The sequence below is a fragment of the Bradyrhizobium monzae genome (assembly GCF_021458635.1).
In the GTDB taxonomy this organism is placed as follows: domain Bacteria; phylum Pseudomonadota; class Alphaproteobacteria; order Rhizobiales; family Xanthobacteraceae; genus Bradyrhizobium.
Genome location: NZ_JAIRDQ010000006.1, coordinates 350,807 through 368,052, shown reverse-complemented (window position 1 = coordinate 368,052; position 17,246 = coordinate 350,807). Strand labels below are relative to the sequence as shown.

The window sequence follows — 17,246 nt, the reverse complement described above, 5'->3', positions numbered from 1 at the left end:
ACGATGCGGATCGACCCCAGCGAGCTCGGCGCGGAGCGCATCTACCGGCTGATGACCGGCATCGTGGTGCCGCGCCCGATCGCCTGGGTGACCAGCCTGTCGCGAAGCGGCGTGCTCAACCTTGCGCCGTTCAGCGCCTTCACCTTCGTCTCGCAGAAGCCGCCGATGCTGGCCATCAGCGTCGGCCGCAAGGGTGCCGATTACAAGGACACCGCGCACAACATCCTCGACACCGAGGAATACGTGATCCACATCGCCGATACGCCGCTGATGTCGGCGGTGCACGACAGCTCGGTGGAGTATCCCCCAGAGATCAGCGAGGTCGAGCATCTCGGGCTGGAGACGCTGCCCTGCGACCGCATCAAGGTGCCGCGGCTTAGCGTTGCACCCGTCGCGATGGAGTGCGTGTTCCGCCAATGTCTGGAATTCGGCGAGGCGCGCAGCCGGCTGCTCGTCGGCGAGGTCGTGATGTTCCACATTCGCGACGGTCTCGTGAATGACGGCAAGGTCGAGACCAAAGCGCTTGACCCGATCGCCCGCATCGGCGGTCCGCGTTACGCCACGCTGGGCGAGATCGTGACGCTGAACACGGTCTTTCAGACGCCCAAATCGAAGGACTGAGCGTGCGGACGCCGCCTTAAGACCATTGGAGAACGACGATGCGACTGTTGAGCTATCTGGTGGACGGAGAGCCGCGCTACGGCGCGGCCCTTGATGGCGGTGTCGTCGACCTGACCAGGCGGATCGGCCGCGACTACTCCGACGTGAAGGCGCTGATCGCGGCCAATGCGCTCGCCGAGGCGCAAGAGGCGGTGGCCGGGCAGAAGCCGGACTACGCGCTGGAGCAGCTTGCGCTATTGCCGCCGGTGCTGACGCCGGAAAAGCTCTGGTGCATCGGCGTCAACTACGCCGAGCGCAATGCCGAGTACAAAGACAATTCGGACCTGCCCAAATATCCGAGCCTGTTCGTGCGCAGCATGTCGTCGATGACGGGCTCCGGCCAGCCGCTGGAGAAGCCGCATGTGTCGGAGCAGCTCGACTATGAGGGCGAGCTCGTCATCGTGATCGGTCAGGGCGGTCGTCATATCCCGCGCGAAAAGGCCTGGTCGCATATCTTCGGCATGACGCTGTGCAACGAGGGCACGATCCGCGACTGGTTGCGCCACGGCAAGTTCAACGTGACGCAGGGCAAGAATTTTGATCGCTCCGGCAGCATCGGCCCGTGGATCGTCACGGCGGACGAGCTCGATCCGCGCGGGCCGCACGACATCGTCACGCGCGTCAACGGCGAGGTGCGCCAGCAGGACACGACCGAGCGGCTGATGTTCCCGTTCGACGTTCTGATCTCTTATCTCTCCACCTTCGCTACGCTCAAGCCCGGCGACATGATCGTGACGGGCACGCCGACCGGGGCGGGCGCACGCTTCGACCCACCGCGCTGGCTGAAGGTCGGCGACGTCGTCGAGGTCGAGTCCAGCCGCATCGGCGTGCTGCGCAACACTGTGGCCGCGGAGCAATAGATCATGCTCGATACTGCCACGATCGAGCGCCTTGCCGCGCGCCTCGACGAAGCCGAGCGCACCAAGGCGCTGATCCCGATGTTCTCCAGGGACTATCCCGGCTTCAGCATCGAGGACGCCTATGCCGTCCAGCGCGCCTGGACCAGGCTGCAGCTGGGCCGCGGCCGCGTCGTCAGGGGCCACAAGATCGGCCTGACCTCGAAGGCGATGCAGAATGCCGTCGGCATTTCCGAGCCCGACTACGGCGTGCTGTTCGCCGACATGTTCTATGCCGACGCCACGCCGATTCCGTTCGACCGCTTCCACGCGCCACGGATCGAGGTCGAGCTCGCCTTCGTGCTGAAGGCGCCGCTGCGCGGGCCGGATTGCACCATCTTCGACGTGCTCAATGCCACCGATTACGTCACGCCCGCACTGGAGATTCTGGAGACACGCATGCATCGCGTCGACCCTGAAACGGGCAAGGCGCGAAAAGTCGTCGATACGATCTCGGACAACGCGGCCAATGCCGCGCTGGTGCTCGGTGGCCGGCCGTTCCGTCCGTTGGACGCGGATTTGCGCTGGATCGGCGCGCTGCTGTTCCGCAACGGCGAGGTCGAGGAGACCGGGCTTGCCGCCGGCGTGCTCAACCATCCCGCCAACGGCATCGCCTGGCTCGCCAACCGCCTGGCGCCGCATGACGAGCACCTTGCCGCCGGCGAGGTCGTGCTGGCGGGATCGTTCACGCGTCCGGTCGACATCCGCCGCGGCGATACCTTTCATGCCGACTACGGCGCCTTCGGCTCCGTGTCGTGCCAGTTCGTCTGAACCAACTATAAGAGGAGGCGCATCGTGACAGGCTCAACGCGGCGCAAGAGCATCCATATCGGCGGCTTCAGGCACGCCAATCCGATTCCGAACGCCTGCCGTATCGGCAATCTCGTGATGTCCGGCGTCATCCTCGGTCGCGATGCCGCCGGCGCGATGCCTTCGACCCTCGACGCCCAATGCGCCAACATGTTCGCGCATATGAAAGCGACCGTGGAGGCCGCCGGCGGTACCACGGACGACATCATCAAGATGACGGTGTGGCTGAAGGACCGTACGCAGCGCGGCCCGGTCAATGTCGAGTGGCTGAAAATGTTTCCGGATGAGCATTCGCGCCCGGCGCGTCATGCGCTGCCGATGGACAACATGGACGGCGGCGCGCTGGTGCAGTGCGATTTCACCGCCGTGATCGACTGAGGGAGTCCTGCGCATGCCGACCTATCTGCCGTTCGATCCCAACCCGCGCCGTCCGGTGAAGCCGCCGCCGCCGAAAACCGTCGACAGCCAGTTTCACGTGCTCGGTCCCATCGACAAATATCCGGAGCGCCCTGGCGCGGCCTATCGGATGCCGAGTGCAACCTGGGAAGCGGCCTTGCGCGTGCACAAGACGCTCGGCATCGAGCGCGGCATCATCGTGCAGACCACGACCTATGGCGCCGATCATTCCGTCGTGCTCGACGGTCTCGCCGCGATGGGCCCGAATTATCGCGGCTGCGCCAATGCGCTGGTGTTCGCGGAAGCCAACGACGCTTATCTTGCCAAGCTGCATGACGCCGGCGTGCGCGGCGCGCGCTTCAGTTTTCGGCAGGAGCTGGGCGCAGTATTATCGGACGCGGATTTCGCCCGGGCGATTGCACGAATCCGCGAGCTCGGCTGGTACGTCAAGATCCAGCCGGAGAAGGACGGCATCATCTCCAGCGTCGCAAAGTACGAACATCTCGATGTGCCTGTGTTGATCGACCACATGGCGCGGCCCGAGCCCTCGCGCGGCAAGGACGATCCGAATTTGCGCAAGATGCTGGAGCTGCTCGCCAAGGGCAATTTCTGGGTCATGCTCTCGCTCGGCGAGAAGACCTCGCAGGCGGGCCCTCCCTATGACGACGTGATCCCGATCGCGCGCACCTATATCGAAGCCGCCATCGACCGCTGCGTCTGGGCCAGCGACTGGCCGCATCCGGTCTCGGTGAAGCAGCCGCCGAACGACGCCGATCTGCTCGAGCTGATGTATCGCTACGCGCCCGATCAGGTCGAGCTGGAAAAGATCCTGGTGCATAATCCGGCGAAGTTGTTCGGCTATACGGATTAGTCTTCCCCTCCGCCGTCATTGCGAGCGCAGCGAAGCGATCCAGACTGTCTCCGCGGAGGGACTCTGGATTGCTTCGCTGCGCTCGCAATGACGAACGCGGCGATATTAATCCTTCGGTAACACCCGCGCCGCTTCCGTGACACCTTCGTGGCGTAACTGAGTTCTTAACGAATTGCCTCTAGTTTGCGCATTCCCACCTCGTGATGGCCCGCCGCCTGAATTCTCGATGGCGCCGTGCCCAGCAACCTCGAAGAGGCAGAATGCCGGCTCTCAAGAACCTGTTTTCGCTGCGCTCGATCGGCGCCAAGCTCGCCATCATGACCGTGGTCGGTGCGATCTGCATGGCGCTGGTCGCTTCCACCGTGCTGTGGATCGCGCGCAATCAGCTCGTCACCGAGCGGGTCGAGAAGGCGCATGCTGCCGTCGACATCGTCTGGAATCTGGCCGATGGCTACTACAAGGCCTTCAAGGCCGGCCAGATGACCGAGGAGGAGGCCAGGAAGCGCTTCCTCGAAGCCAATAACAGCGTCTGGTACGAAGACCACAGCAACTACGCCTATATCTACGACTACGAGACGGGCCTGTGCGTCTCCAACCCCGGCATTCCGCAATTCGTCGGCAAGGACATGCGTCCGAACAAGGACGCCGACGGCAATTTCTTTGCCGTCACCCTGATGGACATCGCCAAAAAGGGCCAGGGCACACTGCGTTATTCATTCCGCCGCAGCGGCTCCGATCCGACCCCGCTCGCGAAGATCGCCTTCACCCGCGGCTTCGCGCCGTGGAACCTGATGATCGGCTCGGCTGAGTACATGTCGGAGGTCGACAACTCGTTCTGGTCGATGGCGCAGACGGCCTCGATGGTCATCGCCGTGCTGATGCTGATTTCGATCATGATCGCCTGGGCGGTCGGGCGCAGCGTGGTCAAGCCGCTCACGGGCCTGAAGGAGCGTATGGCCTCGCTCAGTGCCGGTCAGCTCGATGCGCCGGTGGCTTATGCCGACCGTCATGACGAGATCGGCGAGATGGCCCGCACGGTGCAGGTGTTCCGCGACGCCATGCTCGAGACCAACCGCATGCGCGAACAGCAGGTGGTGGCCGAGAAGCGCCAGGTCGAAACCCGCAAGGTCGACATGAGCCGGCTGGCCGATCAGTTCGAGCGCGAAGTCGGCGAGATCATCGAGCTGGTCTCGGTTGCCGCCGGCCAGCTCGAGACGTCGTCGACGATGCTGTCGAAGACCGCCGATACCGTCTCGCAGGTCTCTAACCGCGCCTCAACGGCGTCGAACGAAGCATCCGCGAACGTGCATTCGGTGGCGGCCGCGAGCGAGGAGCTTGCCTCCTCCATCGGCGAGATCTCCCGCCAGGTCGAGACCTCGGCCAAGATCGCCGGCGACGCGGTCAGCCAGGCGCAGAAGACCGACAGCCGCATCAGCGAGCTGTCGCAGGCCGCGAGCCGCATCGGCGACGTCGTCGATCTGATCCAGACCATCGCCGGCCAGACCAATCTGCTGGCGCTGAACGCGACCATCGAGGCCGCGCGTGCCGGAGAGGCCGGTCGCGGCTTTGCCGTGGTGGCGTCCGAAGTGAAGTCTCTCGCCGAGCAGACCGCGAAGGCGACCGACGAGATCAGCCAGCAGATCAACGACATCCAGTCGGCGACGCGGGATTCGGTCGCGGCGATCAAGGAGATTGGTGCGACGATCGGCAAGATCTCGGAGATCTCGGCTGCGATCACGACCTCGGTCGAGCAGCAGGGCACTGCGACGCAGGAGATCTCCCGTAACGTGCAGCGCGCCGCCGAAGGCACCTCGCAGGTCGGGACCAGCATCGCCGACGTTCAGCGCGGCGCGTCGGAGGCCGGCAGCGCCTCCGCCCAGGTGCAGTCGGCCGCGCAATCGCTCGCCAATGAAAGCACCCGCCTCAAGCGCGGCGTCGCCAGCTTTATGAACTCGATCAGGGCGGCGTAAGCGCCACTCTGAATTATGGCGTCATGGCCGGGCTTGTCCCGGCCATCCACGTCTTTCTGCGTCGCGCGAAGAACGTGGATGCCCGGGACAGGCCCGGGCATGACGAGCTCTTGGCTCGCACCGTTTCAACCAACACGGATCACCCCGCCAGCCGATCCCGCACCTCGGCCACGATCTCGAACGAGCGCAGCCGCGCGGCGTGATCGTAGATCTGGCCCGTGGTCATCAGCTCGTCCGCCGCGGTGTCGGCGATGATGGCCTTCAGCTTCTCTTCGACCATTGCGGGCGTACCGACCGCGGAGATCGCCAGCGACTGCGCGACGCCGGCCTTCTCGGCCGGCGACCACAGCGCGTCCATGTCGTCGACCGGCGGCGGCAACTGGCCGGGCGTGCCGCGGCGCAGATTGATGAACTGCTGCTGCAGCGAGCTGAACATGCGCTGCGCCTCGCCGTTGCTGTCGGCGGCGAACACGTTGACGCCGACCATCGCATAGGGCTTGTCGAGCTGCGCCGAGGGTTCGAACCGCGCGCGATATTCGCGCAGCGCCGGCATCATCATTTGTGGCGCGAAATGCGAGGCGAAGGCGAACGGCAGCCCCAGCATGGCCGCGAGCTGCGCGCCGAACATGCTGGAGCCGAGGATCCACAGCGGCACCTTCGTCCCCATGCCGGGCACGGCGCGAATGGCCTGGTTCGGCTGCACGTCGCCGAGCAGCGCCTGCAATTCCAGCACGTCATGCGGAAAATTCTCCGCCGCAGTCGCAAGATCGCGCCGCATCGCCCGCGCCGTGAACTGGTCGGTGCCCGGCGCGCGCCCGAGGCCGAGGTCGATCCGCCCCGGATAAAGCGATTCCAGCGTGCCGAACTGCTCGGCGATCACCAGCGGCGAATGGTTCGGCAGCATCACGCCGCCGGAGCCGACGCGGATCGTCTTGGTGCCGCCCGCGACGTGCCCGATCACCACGGACGTCGCCGCACTCGCAATGCCCGTCATGTTGTGATGCTCGGCCAGCCAGAACCGCTTGAAGCCCCAGCGTTCGGCATGCTGGGCAAGATCGAGCGAATTGCGAAACGCCTGCGACGCATTGGATCCCTGCTTGATGGGCGCAAGGTCGAGCACGGAAAAGGGGATCATGTGAGGGCTGCCGAACTGGGGGGATCTGCGCGTCCGAGAGAGCGACATGTAGTGTCGGCGCGCAGGATAGGTAGAGCGCCGTTCACAACCCTGTTATTCCGACCTGTTGCACCCGTCGTCTCAACTGGGCGTTTCCCGCGTGTTGTTGTATCTTTGGGGCAGCTACTACGCGCCGATCTCGTGTCCCGGACGCTGTGCAGCGTGGAACGGTGCGCCGCAGAGCCGGGGCACGAGAGCTAACCGTGCCCCACCGTTGCCAGGAGGAACCGACATGACCATCGTCGTACTCAGCCGCCGCAACCTCCTCGTCGCCGGCGGTGCCGTCCTTGCGACCGGCATTTTGACGACCGGGGTTTCCGGCCTCCTGCTGCCCGCCCGTGCAGACGGCCTCGCACCGACGGAATCGATGACGGGCGGCGCGAACAACTACCGCAAGGGCGCGGCGATCGTGGACCGGATCGGCAAGGGCGGCTTCTGGATGAGCGGAACCGTGCGCCGCGCCGGCGACGGCGCGCCGCTGGCCGGGCAGCGCATCCAGATCTGGGCGCACACGGTCGAAGGGCAGGAGCACGAGCCGCAGAGTCACGGCGCCACGCTCACCGACAAGGACGGCGCGTTCCGGCTCGAGATGCCGCAGATCATTCCGATCTTCGGCCAGCCGCACGGCCACCTCGCTTATGACAGCGGTGAATTCAAAACCGTGTTTCTGCGTCCGATCATGCGAAGCGCCAAGGAAACCAGCCTCGAGGCGCACTTCGTGCTTCAGCCGGCCTGACCGCGTTGCAGATGAAGGGGTGGAGATCGGTCCGGGCGCCCCTGATCTGGGCCGGCCTTGCTGTGGCCATTGGCGTGCCGATCGCGTTCGCTGCGGCAAGCGAGCAACTCGCATGGCGCGGTGCGGTCTATATCCTCGCCGGCTTCGCCGGAATTGTTGCCCTCGGTCTCGTGCTGGTCCAGCCTTTGCTGATCGGCGGATATCTGCCTGGCCTGTCGGCTTATCGCGGACGGCGTGCCCATCACTGGATTGGCGGTACGCTTGCTCTGGCCGTGGTGATCCATGTCGCCGGCCTCTGGATCACAAGTCCGCCCGACATGATCGACGCGCTGACTTTCTCATCGCCGACGCCGTTCTCGCCCTTCGGCGTGATCGCGATGTGGGCCATCTTCGTTGTCGCACTTCTGGCTGCGTTACGACGGTGGTTGGGGCTACGATTGCGGACCTGGCGCATCGTGCACGTTCCCCTCGCGATCGTCATCGTCGCGTGCAGCGTGGTTCATTGCCTGCTGATCGAAGGCACGATGGAGACCATCTCGAAGGCCGCGCTTTGTGCGCTTGTCCTTGCCGCAACCATCAAGGTCATGGCTGATCTCTGGCGCAAGCGGGCGCTGCGCGGGGAGAGTGCCGTGCGGCAGTGAATCGTCGCGCCGATTCAGATTCGTAGCCCGGATGGAGCGCATGCGTAATCCGGGGCCATTGGCCACGGACGCCGTCGTCCCGGATTGCGCTTCGCTCCATCCGGGCTACGCTGCTGCCACGGATTATCTGATTGGACGATGCGCAACCCGTCCTCTGCTCAGCTTGCCGTGAATTCCGGTGGGGCATATCATCATACGATGACTGTCAGCTCCCCCGATCTGAAAGCATTCCTGCTCGCGACGCCGTTCTTCGGCGGTCTCACGGACCCAAGCCTCGAGCTCCTGATATCGATGCTGGTCGAACGCAACTTCGACATCGGTGCAACCGTCGTGGCGGAAGACGAGCCGGGACGCTCGATGTTCATCGTCAAATCCGGTCGGCTCGCGGTGAGCAAACGCGGGAATTCGGGGAGCGTCATCCCGATTTCCGGGCTGGGGCCCGGCGATTTCTTCGGTGAAATGACATTGATCGAAATGCAAAGCCGTTCCGCCACGGTGGTCGCGGAGACCCCGACGGTGCTCTACGAGCTGACGGCCCAAAAACTCTACGCCTGCTACAAGGCCGATATCCACGCCTATGTGATCGTCCTGCAGAACATCAATCGCGAACTGTGCCGGCGGCTGCGCCGCGCCGACAATCGCATCACGGGACATCAGTTCGGCGACGACAATTGACTGTGCGTAGCGCGTAGGATGGGTAGAGCGCAGCGAAACCCATCATACCTCGGCACCGAATGAGCCCTTCGATGGGTTTCGCTTGCCCTCGACCCATCCGACAAGCCGGCCCGGTTACAGCAGCGCCAATGAGTGCAGCGAGTTTCTATGAAAGCCGAAGGCAACCAAGCCGGAGAGAAGCAGCGCAGTCCCAGTCACGATCAGGCAAAACGCAAGCACTATGGAGCCTCTGGTTGTCATCAATGACAAAGACGATAATGGATAAAATTTTACCGACAATCGAAAGGAAGAATTAACCTTACCTGCGCGGCTGAGCTGGTCGGAGCCTCGGCATCTTGGATCCGATATGCGCGCTGATCTAACCCGGTCGGGCAAAACACCCGCCTCCCCCCAAACCCCGTCAACCCTCTTCCGCAAAAATATTCCACTTTACCGAAATTCGGAATTACGACATATTGCCACTATCCCGGCCCGAGGAGAGGGGCGATCGTACGTCGTCACGAACGTGGGCCGGAGATGCGGTGGACGCGGCAGCGCCGGCGCGGATGTGGGAGCAGGGCGGGCAGAGGATTGAGCCGAACCCCGTGAGCTCAGCGCAAGCCGTGTCGTACGAACGGCGCCTCAAGTCCGGCGAAGCCTTTGGGCAGAGCTGGGCCGCTGCGTACGGCCAAACCGTGTGGTCCCGGCTGTCGTCGCTACAGCCAAGCTTTCGCGAGGATGCATCGCCTCAACCGGGCGCGTTGCGTCGCCTCTCGCGAAGTGACGGTGACAACAAGAATTCGTCGCCGGGGAGAGCGCGGCATACGCCGTCAACCCATCGCGCAGGGAAGGCCGAGTGTTCGGCGTCACCTGTATGCTGCTGTGCGGTCTCCTTGCGCTACACTTTCGCGCAGCGGACCGCGGGTGCCCGTCGGCACCCGGTCTTCCCTGCGCCCTCTTCACAGAGGAGGGCGACGGCATTCAGCAAAACTCGGGCATTGGGGGCCGCGAGAATGCTGATTCATGCGTATTGTGGAAGATGGAATGGTGCTGCCAGACAGGATTGAACTGTCGACCTCTCCATTACCAATGGAGTGCTCTACCACTGAGCTACGGCAGCGTGTGCTGGGATAAGAATCGGCCGCCCGAGGGGCCTACCAAGCGGGCCGATATCTGCCACAGGCCTCCCCGCTGTGCAAGCTTGCAGGACCCGCCAAAGCGAGAAAATGGAAGCGATATCCGGGGTAAGACGGCTGTTTTGGCCCAAAACGGCCGACTTTCCGCTGATTTTGGTTCCGCGTCCCCGGCCAACTGGCCAGTTGGCCCGTGCGGCAGATTCGACCCATTTTGAGTTTCGCACGATCGGGACCGCGCGGGCCTCTTGAGCTGCCGCATTCTCCGGGCATGTTATCGCCAACCGCTGTATGGACCCGTGATGGCTGACGAGAACGACAAGACCACGAGACAGGCGAGGGCATCGCGAGACGACCGCCTGAAATCGGCGCTGCGGGAGAATCTGAAGCGGCGCAAGGCGCAGGCGCGCGAACGCGCCGCAAGCGCCGACCCCTCGCAAAACGACGATGGTTCCCTAAGTGAGGGGACCGCCGACGAGGCGGGTCGCTAGAATTTTGGAGTACGTGGACGTGGCCATGGGGCAGAACGAGCAGAACCAGACCGACAGGAATGCGATGATGTCGCGTTTCACCCGCCCCGAGCAGACATTTCCCGCGCTGACATCCGCCGAAATCGAGCGCATGAGGCATTTCGGCGAGCTCCGCACATATAAAGACGGCGAACTGCTGTTCGAAACCGGCAAGCCGGGACCTGGCATGTTCGTCGTGCTGAAAGGGCATGTCGCCATCACCCAGCGCGACGGGCTCGGCAATGTCACCCCGTTGATCGACCAGGGGCCGGGGCAATTTTTGGCCGAGCTCGGCCAGCTCTCCGGCCGCCCGGCGCTGGTCGACGGCCGCGCCGAGGGCGATGTCGAGACGCTGCTGTTGCCGCCGGAGCGCCTGCGCGCGCTGCTGGTGGCCGAGGCCGAGCTCGGCGAGCGCATCATGCGTGCGCTGATCCTGCGCCGGGTCAATCTGCTCCAGGCCGGTGTCGGCGGCATCGTGCTGATCGGGCCCTCGCATTCGGCCGGCGTCGTGCGCCTGCAAGGCTTCCTCACCCGCAACGGCCAGCCGCATCATCTGCTCGATCCCGAGCGCGATCGCGACGCCGCCGAGGTGATCGCGCGCTATTCGCCGAAGCCGGAAGACTGGCCGCTGGTCGTGGCCGCCAGCGGCGAGGTGCTGCGCAATCCCGGCGAGACCGAGCTTGCGCGCGCGATCGGCATGATCGGCGGCCCGCGCAATGACCGCATCTACGATGTCGCGATCGTCGGCTGCGGCCCGGCCGGGCTTGCGACTGCGGTGTATGCGGCGTCCGAAGGGCTTTCGGTCGCCGTGCTCGACACCCGCGCCTTCGGCGGCCAGGCCGGCGCCAGCGCGCGCATCGAAAACTATCTGGGCTTTCCGACCGGCATTTCCGGCCTGGCGCTCACCGCGCGCGCCTTCAACCAGGCACAAAAATTTGGCGCCGACATCATGATCCCCGTGACGGTGCAGTCGCTCGACTGCGCGCGCAAGGACGGCGCGTTCTCCGTCGCGCTCGATGGCAGCGATCCCTTGCGCTCGCGCGCGGTGGTGGTCGCGAGCGGTGCGCGCTATCGCCGGCCTGACATCGCAAACCTCGACAAGTTCGAGGGCCGCGGCGTCTGGTATTGGGCCTCTCCGGTCGAGGCGAAGCTGTGCGCCGGCGAAGAGGTGGCGCTGGTCGGCGCCGGCAATTCGGCGGGGCAGGCAGCCGTGTTCCTGTCGGGACACGCCAAGAAGGTGCTGATGATCATCCGCGGCGGCGGCCTCGGCGCCAGCATGTCGCGCTATCTCATCGAGCGCATCGAGGCGACGCCGAACATCGAATTGCTGTTCAACACCGAGATCAGCGCGCTCGAAGGCGACGAAGCCTCGCTGTTGCGGCGCATCCGCTTGCGGAGCCGGTTGTCGAGCGACGAGGAAACCGCCGACATCAAGAATCTCTTTTTGTTCGTCGGCGCCGATCCCGCCACAGGCTGGCTCGACGGCTGCGGCGTGACGCTCGATCGCGGCGGCTTTGTCGTGACGGGCGCGCAGTCCGAGCTGAACCAGGGCAAGCTGGTGGCGCCGCTCGAGACCTCCGTGCCCGGTGTTTACGCCGTCGGCGACGTCCGCTCCGGCTCGGTCAAGCGCGTCGGCGGCGCCATCGGCGAAGGCGCGCAGGTCGTGGCCTCCCTGCACGGCTATCTCGGCGACGCCGCAAAACCGGCGCTTTAGTCAAGCAGAAGACAAGCAGACGGCAAGTCGAATCTGGCTTGCCATTGCGCGTCTTGATGCAGAGTATCCCCTCATCCTGAGGAGCCGCGATAGCGGCGTCTCGAAGGATCGAGGCCCGACTGCCAAACCCGGGCCTGCATGGTTCGAGACGCGTGCTTCGCACGCTCCTCACCATGAGGATCTACAAACAAAACGCTTAACGGGAGGACTAAATGGCCGAACTCGTCGTGCTCTACAAGACGCCCAAAGACGCTGCCGCCTTCGACAAGCATTATGCCGAGACCCACATTCCGCTCGCGAAGAAACTTCCCGGTTTGAAGAAATACGCCGTGAGCACGGGCGCAGTCGGGTCGCCCGCCGGTCCGTCCGGAATCCACCTCGTCGCCATTCTCAGCTTCGATAGCGTGGGCGACATCCAGAAGGCCTTCGGCAGCGAGGCGGGCAAGGCGGCCGCAGGCGACGTGCCGAAATTCGCCAGTGGCGGTGCCGATCTCTTGATCTTCGACACCAAGGACGTTTGATCGCGACGATCGATTTCAGCTTGGCTGCTGTCGTTTGTGACAGCGCTGCAAAAAAATTCAGCCATGCGTTTGTCGATTCGCACGATGACGCATGGCTGCACGCACATGTGTGATCGTGCCGCATGTGGCAATCCGATGAGGACCGTAATATCAATCTTTCGATCTCAATGTTGAGAATAGGAGAGATGTCATGGTTCTCGGGATGAGCCTGCAAGCCTTCACACTGGTCCATGTCATCATCAGCCTGATCGCCATCGTGGTCGGCCTGATCGTGATGTTCGGCCTGCTCGGCTCGAAGCCGATGCCGGGCCTCACCGCGATCTTTCTCATTTTCACCATTCTGACCAATGCGACCGGCTTCCTGTTTCCGTTCAAGGAGCTGCTGCCCTCGTACATCATCGCCGGCATCTCGCTGGTGCTGCTGGCGATCGCCTGCATCGCGCTGTACGGCATGAAGCTTAAAGGCGCGTGGCGGCCGGTCTACATCGTGACCGCGATGATTTCGCTGTACTTCAACGTCTTCGTGCTGGTGATCCAGTCATTCCTGAAAGTGCCGGCGCTGGCCGCGCTCGCACCGGCCGTGCCGCCGGCGCCGCCGTCGGGTCCGGTGTTCGCCGTGGTTCAGGGCATCGTGCTGGTGTTCTTCGTGCTGGTCACCATCGGCGCCTGGCGCCGCTACAGGCCGATGGCATTCGCCTGATCGCATCTCGCTAAAGGAGTCCCCCCAATGCCCACCATCACCACCAAAGACGGCGTCGAGATCTTTTTCAAGGATTGGGGCTCGGGCCAGCCGATCGTGTTCAGCCATGGCTGGCCGCTGTCGTCCGACGACTGGGACGCGCAGATGATGTTCTTCGTCACCCGCGGCTATCGCGTCGTCGCCCATGACCGCCGCGGTCATGGCCGCTCCGCGCAGGTCGCCGATGGTCACGATATGGATCATTATGCCGACGATCTTGCGGCGGTGACCGCGCATCTCGACCTCAAGGGTGCCATCCATGTCGGCCATTCCACCGGCGGCGGCGAGGTCGTGCACTACATCGCGCGCCACGGCGAGTCTCGCGTGGCGAAGGCCGCGATCCTCTCCGCGGTGCCGCCGCTGATGGTGAAGACGGAGGCCAATCCCGGCGGTCTGCCCAAGGACGTGTTCGACGGTTTTCAGACCGCGCTCGCCGCGGGCCGCTCGGCGTTCTATCGCGACATCGCTGCCGGGCCTTTCTATGGCTACAATCGCCCCGGCGCAAAGCCGTCGGAGGCGGTGATCCAGAACTGGTGGCGTCAGGGCATGATGGGCGGCGCGAAGGCGCATTACGACGGCATCGTTGCGTTCTCGCAGACCGATTTCACCGAGGATCTGAAGAAAATCAACGTGCCGGTGCTGGTGATGCATGGCGACGACGACCAGATCGTGCCTTACGCCGATTCCGCGCCGCTGTCGGTCAAGCTGCTCAAGAACGGCACGCTGAAGACCTACAAGGGCTTTCCGCACGGCATGCCGACCACGCACTCCGAAACCATCAACGCGGACCTGCTCGCGTTCTTCAAGAGCTGAGCGGATCGCTCACTTCAGGATCGCCCTGATCGCATCGAAGGTCCGCTTGACGAAAGCCTCCGGCTTGTCGCGTGTGCCTTCGCTGAGCCAGCTCTCGCCGCCGACGCGCATCGCGCCGGTGGCGATCATGGCGACGAGCCGGGCCTTGAGCCGGTCCGCTTTGCGCCCCGAACGTTGCGCAAGCCCGTCCGCGAGCGCGCGCTCGAGCTTTTCGTATTTGAGCTGGTCGCGGGCCTGAAGCGCGGGATTGTCGCGCTTGAGCCGCGACATCGCGGCCGCTTCGGTCGGATCGATCCGCTTGACCGCCGCCGCGATGGCGTTCTCCGCCGCCGTCAGCATGGACTCGTCCACAGGCCGCGCCAGGATTTCAGCGACCAGCGCTGCGGCCGCATCCTCCTGCCAGGCAGCGACCACGTCCTCTTTCGACGCGAAATAGTGAAAAAAGCTCCGCCGCGACATGTCGGCCGCATCAGCGATGTCGTCGATGGTCGTGGCCTCGAAGCCGCGCTCCAGGAACAGCGCCATCGCCGCGCGCTTCAGCCGCTCGCGGGTTTCCTGTTGTTTGCGCTGGCGCAGCCCGGTCGCCGGCGATTTCTCTCCGACGTTCAACGACTTGGGGTGTTTCCCGCTCGGCTTCGAAGCCTTCAAATCATTTCACCTCTTGCAAACTTGCACTCAGTGCACATTTAGACCCGTCGCGGGCCTCATTCCAGCCCGGAACGCGGAGATTTGGCATGACCGACTGGAGCACGGCAGACATCCCCTCTCTCAGCGGCAAGACTGTCGTCGTCACCGGGGCCACTGGCGGCCTCGGCTATGAGACGGCGCTGGCGCTGGCGGGCGCCGGAGCCATCGTCATACTCACCGGGCGCAACGACGCAAAGGGCCTGCGGGCGATCGAGGCCATTTGCGCGCAGTTTCCCAACGCCCTGATCGCCTATGAGCATCTCGACCTCGCCAGCCTGTCCTCCGTCGCCGATTTTGCCAGGCGTTTTGCCGCCAGCAACGATCAGCTCGACCTCCTCGTCAACAATGCCGGCGTGATGGCGCTGCCGAAGCGGCAGCAGACCGAGGACGGTTTCGAGATGCAGCTCGGCACCAATTATCTCGGCCACTACGCCCTGACGGCCCGCCTGCTGCCGCAGCTTCGCCGCGCAAAGGCTGCGCGCGTCGTCAATCTCTCCAGTCTTGCGCATCGCTCCGGCGCGATCAATTTCGACGATCTGCAGAGCCAGCGGTCCTATCGCCCCTGGCGCGCTTACTGCCAGTCCAAGCTCGCAATGCTGATGTTCTCGCTCGAACTACAGCGGCGCAGCGATGCGGCCGGCTGGGGCTTGCGAAGCGTCGCCGCGCATCCCGGCTACGCGCGCACCGATCTCATTCCGAACGGACCCGGCACCCACACCCTGCAATGGCGAGTTGGTCGGTTGCTCCAGCCGCTGATGAGCCAGTCCGCAGCGGAAGGCGCGCTGCCCACGCTGTTCGCGGCAACGTCGATGGCCGCCGAGCCCGGCGGCTATTACGGCCCGAACTGGTTCTTCGAATTGAAGGGGCCGCCTGTCGCGGCGCGGATCATGGCGCGGGCGAAGGATTTCGCTTCTTCTGCCAGGCTGTGGGATGTCTCGGCGGCGCTGACCGGTGTATCCTTCGACGGGATCGCGGCCGCCGCATGAGCCGCGATTTGGGTGGGGACGGCCCGATGAAAATCATCATTTTCGGCGCGACCGGCATGGTCGGGCAGGGCGTGTTGCGCGAGTGCCTGGTCGATGCCGGTGTCGAGCGCGTGCTCGTGGTCGGGCGTAGTTCGATCGGCGTGCGCAACGCCAAGCTCACCGAGATCATCCACGACGACTTCACCGACTATTCGAAGATCGCGACGCAGCTCGCCGGCTATGACGCCTGCTTCTTCTGTCTCGGCGTTTCCTCGATCGGCATGAGCGAAGAGCGCTACCGCCATCTCACCTATGACATCACGCTCGCGGCGGCGACGACGCTGGCGCGACTCAATCCGCAGATGACCTTCACCTATGTCACCGGCGCCGGTACCGATTCCACCGAACAGGGCTCGCGGATGTGGGCGCGCGTCAAGGGCAAGACCGAGAACGATTTGCTCAAGCTGCCGTTCAAGGCCGCCTACATGTTCCGGCCCGGCGCGATCCAGCCGCTGCACGGGATCCGTTCGAAGACGGCCTGGGTGCAGGCGGTCTATGATGTGACCTGGCCGCTGTGGTCGGTGCTGCGCCGGATCTCGCCCGGGCTCGTCACCTCGACTGAGCAGATGGGCCGCGCCATGATCCATGTTGCCCGGGTCGGCTATCCCAAGAAGGTGCTGGAGATGAAGGATATCAATAGCCTCTAGGTCGTGCGATCGCTAGTTTGCGCGGAAATTTCGGCAGTCCTGCGCGTTGAGCCGTACCAGCCCTCGAGGAGAAGTGTCGGTGATGTCTCCCCAACTCAAACTGATTGCGCTCGATGCCGACGATCTCGCCGTGATCTCGACCCATGTGCAGGATGCTCGCGTCCAGCCTTCCGACATCATCTGGCGGCAGGGCGAGAAGCGCCTGGTGGTCGGCATGAGCCGGCTGGACTGGGAGCAGACGCTGGCGGGCGAGGCCGAACCGCGCCGGCTGGTCTCAGCGCTCCGCTTCGACCGCGTGCTCGCGTGCAAGTCGCGCAACATCGACCTCGCGACGCCTGAGGCGGTCCTGGACCTCGTCGGTATCGAGTTTCATCCCCGAGGCGGCCGCGATGAGGAGCCCGGCGGCAGCGCGCTCTTGCTGTTCGCCCAGGGCGGCGCCATTCGCCTCGACGTCGAATGCCTGGAATGCGAGCTCACCGATCTGGGGGCGGACGAATTGGGAACGGGGCTGGAGATCGAGGGGGAGGGCTGAGATCGCCTGTATACCAGCCGAACCGGCTTGGGCCCTCGCCGGAACGGTCGATTTCGAAGGGTTGACGCAGCTTCCCCGCCGCGCCATTGAGCAGGGGGCCGGTGAGCCAGACTGCGCC

The 17,246-nt window shown here is 64.4% G+C and carries 19 protein-coding genes and 1 tRNA gene; 17 read left to right on the top strand and 3 right to left on the bottom strand.

Features of this window, described 5'->3' with window-relative positions; all coding sequences use genetic code 11:
• Positions 1 to 3 precede the first annotated feature (3 nt).
• The 6 genes from K3F49_RS23595 to K3F49_RS23570 all read left to right on the top strand — a co-directional run bounded on the left by K3F49_RS23595 (position 4) and on the right by K3F49_RS23570 (position 5,603).
• Positions 4 to 621, top strand: coding sequence for a flavin reductase family protein (locus K3F49_RS23595; protein ID WP_234683335.1), 618 nt, complete (start codon positions 4 to 6; stop codon positions 619 to 621).
• 38 nt (positions 622 to 659) lie between these two features.
• Positions 660 to 1,520: a fumarylacetoacetate hydrolase family protein gene (locus tag K3F49_RS23590; protein WP_234683334.1), complete on the top strand. Its 861-nt coding sequence runs from the start codon at positions 660 to 662 to the stop codon at positions 1,518 to 1,520.
• A gap of 3 nt (positions 1,521 to 1,523) precedes the next feature.
• Positions 1,524 to 2,327: a 2-oxo-hept-4-ene-1,7-dioate hydratase gene (gene hpaH / locus K3F49_RS23585; protein WP_234683333.1), complete on the top strand. Its 804-nt coding sequence runs from the start codon at positions 1,524 to 1,526 to the stop codon at positions 2,325 to 2,327.
• Between the two features lie 24 nt (positions 2,328 to 2,351).
• Entirely contained in the window at positions 2,352 to 2,744 is a 393-nt protein-coding gene (locus K3F49_RS23580) for a RidA family protein (protein ID WP_234683332.1), read from the top strand.
• Positions 2,745 to 2,757: 13 nt separating this feature from the next.
• On the top strand, positions 2,758 to 3,633 hold the full coding sequence (locus tag K3F49_RS23575) for an amidohydrolase family protein (RefSeq protein WP_234683331.1): 876 nt from the start codon (positions 2,758 to 2,760) through the stop codon (positions 3,631 to 3,633).
• A gap of 260 nt (positions 3,634 to 3,893) precedes the next feature.
• A complete protein-coding gene (locus tag K3F49_RS23570) occupies positions 3,894 to 5,603 on the top strand; it encodes a methyl-accepting chemotaxis protein (protein WP_234683330.1) in 1,710 nt (569 codons plus the stop codon).
• A gap of 139 nt (positions 5,604 to 5,742) precedes the next feature.
• On the opposite strand, the gene K3F49_RS23565 is transcribed toward K3F49_RS23570, so the two are convergent.
• On the bottom strand, positions 5,743 to 6,738 hold the full coding sequence (locus tag K3F49_RS23565) for an LLM class flavin-dependent oxidoreductase (protein WP_234683329.1): 996 nt from the start codon (positions 6,736 to 6,738) through the stop codon (positions 5,743 to 5,745).
• 271 nt (positions 6,739 to 7,009) lie between these two features.
• Between K3F49_RS23565 and K3F49_RS23560 the strand changes: the two genes are divergently transcribed.
• The 3 genes from K3F49_RS23560 (at position 7,010) to K3F49_RS23550 (ending at position 8,829) form a co-directional block, all read left to right on the top strand.
• Positions 7,010 to 7,513, top strand: coding sequence for a peptidase associated/transthyretin-like domain-containing protein (locus K3F49_RS23560; protein ID WP_234683328.1), 504 nt, complete (start codon positions 7,010 to 7,012; stop codon positions 7,511 to 7,513).
• A gap of 11 nt (positions 7,514 to 7,524) precedes the next feature.
• Entirely contained in the window at positions 7,525 to 8,154 is a 630-nt protein-coding gene (locus tag K3F49_RS23555) for a ferric reductase-like transmembrane domain-containing protein (RefSeq protein WP_234683327.1), read from the top strand.
• Between the two features lie 198 nt (positions 8,155 to 8,352).
• The gene (locus tag K3F49_RS23550; protein ID WP_234683469.1) at positions 8,353 to 8,829 is read left to right on the top strand and encodes a Crp/Fnr family transcriptional regulator; all 477 of its coding nucleotides are present in this window, start codon (positions 8,353 to 8,355) and stop codon (positions 8,827 to 8,829) included.
• A 1,024-nt stretch (positions 8,830 to 9,853) separates the two neighbouring features.
• Here the strand turns inward: K3F49_RS23550 and K3F49_RS23545 are convergent.
• A tRNA-Thr gene (locus K3F49_RS23545) sits at positions 9,854 to 9,928 on the bottom strand.
• Between the two features lie 315 nt (positions 9,929 to 10,243).
• Between K3F49_RS23545 and K3F49_RS23540 the strand changes: the two genes are divergently transcribed.
• The 5 genes from K3F49_RS23540 to K3F49_RS23520 all read left to right on the top strand — a co-directional run bounded on the left by K3F49_RS23540 (position 10,244) and on the right by K3F49_RS23520 (position 14,237).
• The gene (locus tag K3F49_RS23540) at positions 10,244 to 10,432 is read left to right on the top strand and encodes a hypothetical protein (protein WP_234683326.1); all 189 of its coding nucleotides are present in this window, start codon (positions 10,244 to 10,246) and stop codon (positions 10,430 to 10,432) included.
• Positions 10,433 to 10,457: 25 nt separating this feature from the next.
• Positions 10,458 to 12,164 (top strand): FAD-dependent oxidoreductase, encoded by a 1,707-nt coding sequence (locus K3F49_RS23535; protein WP_234683468.1) that lies wholly within the window; start codon positions 10,458 to 10,460, stop codon positions 12,162 to 12,164.
• A gap of 212 nt (positions 12,165 to 12,376) precedes the next feature.
• Complete coding sequence (locus K3F49_RS23530) at positions 12,377 to 12,685, top strand: EthD family reductase (protein ID WP_234683325.1); 309 nt, start codon at positions 12,377 to 12,379, stop codon at positions 12,683 to 12,685.
• A gap of 190 nt (positions 12,686 to 12,875) precedes the next feature.
• Positions 12,876 to 13,385: a hypothetical protein gene (locus tag K3F49_RS23525; protein WP_234683324.1), complete on the top strand. Its 510-nt coding sequence runs from the start codon at positions 12,876 to 12,878 to the stop codon at positions 13,383 to 13,385.
• 27 nt (positions 13,386 to 13,412) lie between these two features.
• Positions 13,413 to 14,237 carry an alpha/beta fold hydrolase gene (locus tag K3F49_RS23520; protein ID WP_234683323.1) on the top strand — a complete coding sequence of 275 codons (825 nt, stop codon included), beginning with the start codon at positions 13,413 to 13,415 and terminating at the stop codon, positions 14,235 to 14,237.
• A 9-nt stretch (positions 14,238 to 14,246) separates the two neighbouring features.
• Here the strand turns inward: K3F49_RS23520 and K3F49_RS23515 are convergent, their stop codons facing one another.
• Complete coding sequence (locus tag K3F49_RS23515; RefSeq protein ID WP_234683322.1) at positions 14,247 to 14,885, bottom strand: TetR/AcrR family transcriptional regulator; 639 nt, start codon at positions 14,883 to 14,885, stop codon at positions 14,247 to 14,249.
• 86 nt (positions 14,886 to 14,971) lie between these two features.
• Between K3F49_RS23515 and K3F49_RS23510 the strand changes: the two genes are divergently transcribed.
• The 3 genes from K3F49_RS23510 to K3F49_RS23500 all read left to right on the top strand — a co-directional run bounded on the left by K3F49_RS23510 (position 14,972) and on the right by K3F49_RS23500 (position 17,128).
• Positions 14,972 to 15,910: an SDR family oxidoreductase gene (locus K3F49_RS23510; RefSeq protein WP_234683321.1), complete on the top strand. Its 939-nt coding sequence runs from the start codon at positions 14,972 to 14,974 to the stop codon at positions 15,908 to 15,910.
• Positions 15,911 to 15,936: 26 nt separating this feature from the next.
• On the top strand, positions 15,937 to 16,596 hold the full coding sequence (locus K3F49_RS23505) for an NAD-dependent epimerase/dehydratase family protein (protein ID WP_234683320.1): 660 nt from the start codon (positions 15,937 to 15,939) through the stop codon (positions 16,594 to 16,596).
• 82 nt (positions 16,597 to 16,678) lie between these two features.
• Positions 16,679 to 17,128 (top strand): DUF2948 family protein, encoded by a 450-nt coding sequence (locus K3F49_RS23500; RefSeq protein WP_234683467.1) that lies wholly within the window; start codon positions 16,679 to 16,681, stop codon positions 17,126 to 17,128.
• The last annotated feature ends 118 nt before the right edge of the window (positions 17,129 to 17,246 follow it).

Excerpts from the sequence above, each read along its gene's own strand:
- K3F49_RS23595 (WP_234683335.1), top strand. The coding sequence starts at position 4 with ATGCGGATCGACCCCAGCGAGCTCGGCGCGGAGCGCATCTACCGGCTG.
- K3F49_RS23590 (WP_234683334.1), top strand. The coding sequence starts at position 660 with ATGCGACTGTTGAGCTATCTGGTGGACGGAGAGCCGCGCTACGGCGCG.
- hpaH (WP_234683333.1), top strand. The coding sequence starts at position 1,524 with ATGCTCGATACTGCCACGATCGAGCGCCTTGCCGCGCGCCTCGACGAA.
- K3F49_RS23575 (WP_234683331.1), top strand. The coding sequence starts at position 2,758 with ATGCCGACCTATCTGCCGTTCGATCCCAACCCGCGCCGTCCGGTGAAG.
- K3F49_RS23570 (WP_234683330.1), top strand. The coding sequence starts at position 3,894 with ATGCCGGCTCTCAAGAACCTGTTTTCGCTGCGCTCGATCGGCGCCAAG.
- K3F49_RS23565 (WP_234683329.1), bottom strand. The coding sequence starts at position 6,738 with ATGATCCCCTTTTCCGTGCTCGACCTTGCGCCCATCAAGCAGGGATCC.
- K3F49_RS23560 (WP_234683328.1), top strand. The coding sequence starts at position 7,010 with ATGACCATCGTCGTACTCAGCCGCCGCAACCTCCTCGTCGCCGGCGGT.
- K3F49_RS23555 (WP_234683327.1), top strand. The coding sequence starts at position 7,525 with ATGAAGGGGTGGAGATCGGTCCGGGCGCCCCTGATCTGGGCCGGCCTT.
- K3F49_RS23550 (WP_234683469.1), top strand. The coding sequence starts at position 8,353 with ATGACTGTCAGCTCCCCCGATCTGAAAGCATTCCTGCTCGCGACGCCG.
- K3F49_RS23540 (WP_234683326.1), top strand. The coding sequence starts at position 10,244 with ATGGCTGACGAGAACGACAAGACCACGAGACAGGCGAGGGCATCGCGA.
- K3F49_RS23535 (WP_234683468.1), top strand. The coding sequence starts at position 10,458 with ATGGGGCAGAACGAGCAGAACCAGACCGACAGGAATGCGATGATGTCG.
- K3F49_RS23530 (WP_234683325.1), top strand. The coding sequence starts at position 12,377 with ATGGCCGAACTCGTCGTGCTCTACAAGACGCCCAAAGACGCTGCCGCC.
- K3F49_RS23525 (WP_234683324.1), top strand. The coding sequence starts at position 12,876 with ATGGTTCTCGGGATGAGCCTGCAAGCCTTCACACTGGTCCATGTCATC.
- K3F49_RS23520 (WP_234683323.1), top strand. The coding sequence starts at position 13,413 with ATGCCCACCATCACCACCAAAGACGGCGTCGAGATCTTTTTCAAGGAT.
- K3F49_RS23510 (WP_234683321.1), top strand. The coding sequence starts at position 14,972 with ATGACCGACTGGAGCACGGCAGACATCCCCTCTCTCAGCGGCAAGACT.
- K3F49_RS23505 (WP_234683320.1), top strand. The coding sequence starts at position 15,937 with ATGAAAATCATCATTTTCGGCGCGACCGGCATGGTCGGGCAGGGCGTG.
- K3F49_RS23500 (WP_234683467.1), top strand. The coding sequence starts at position 16,679 with ATGTCTCCCCAACTCAAACTGATTGCGCTCGATGCCGACGATCTCGCC.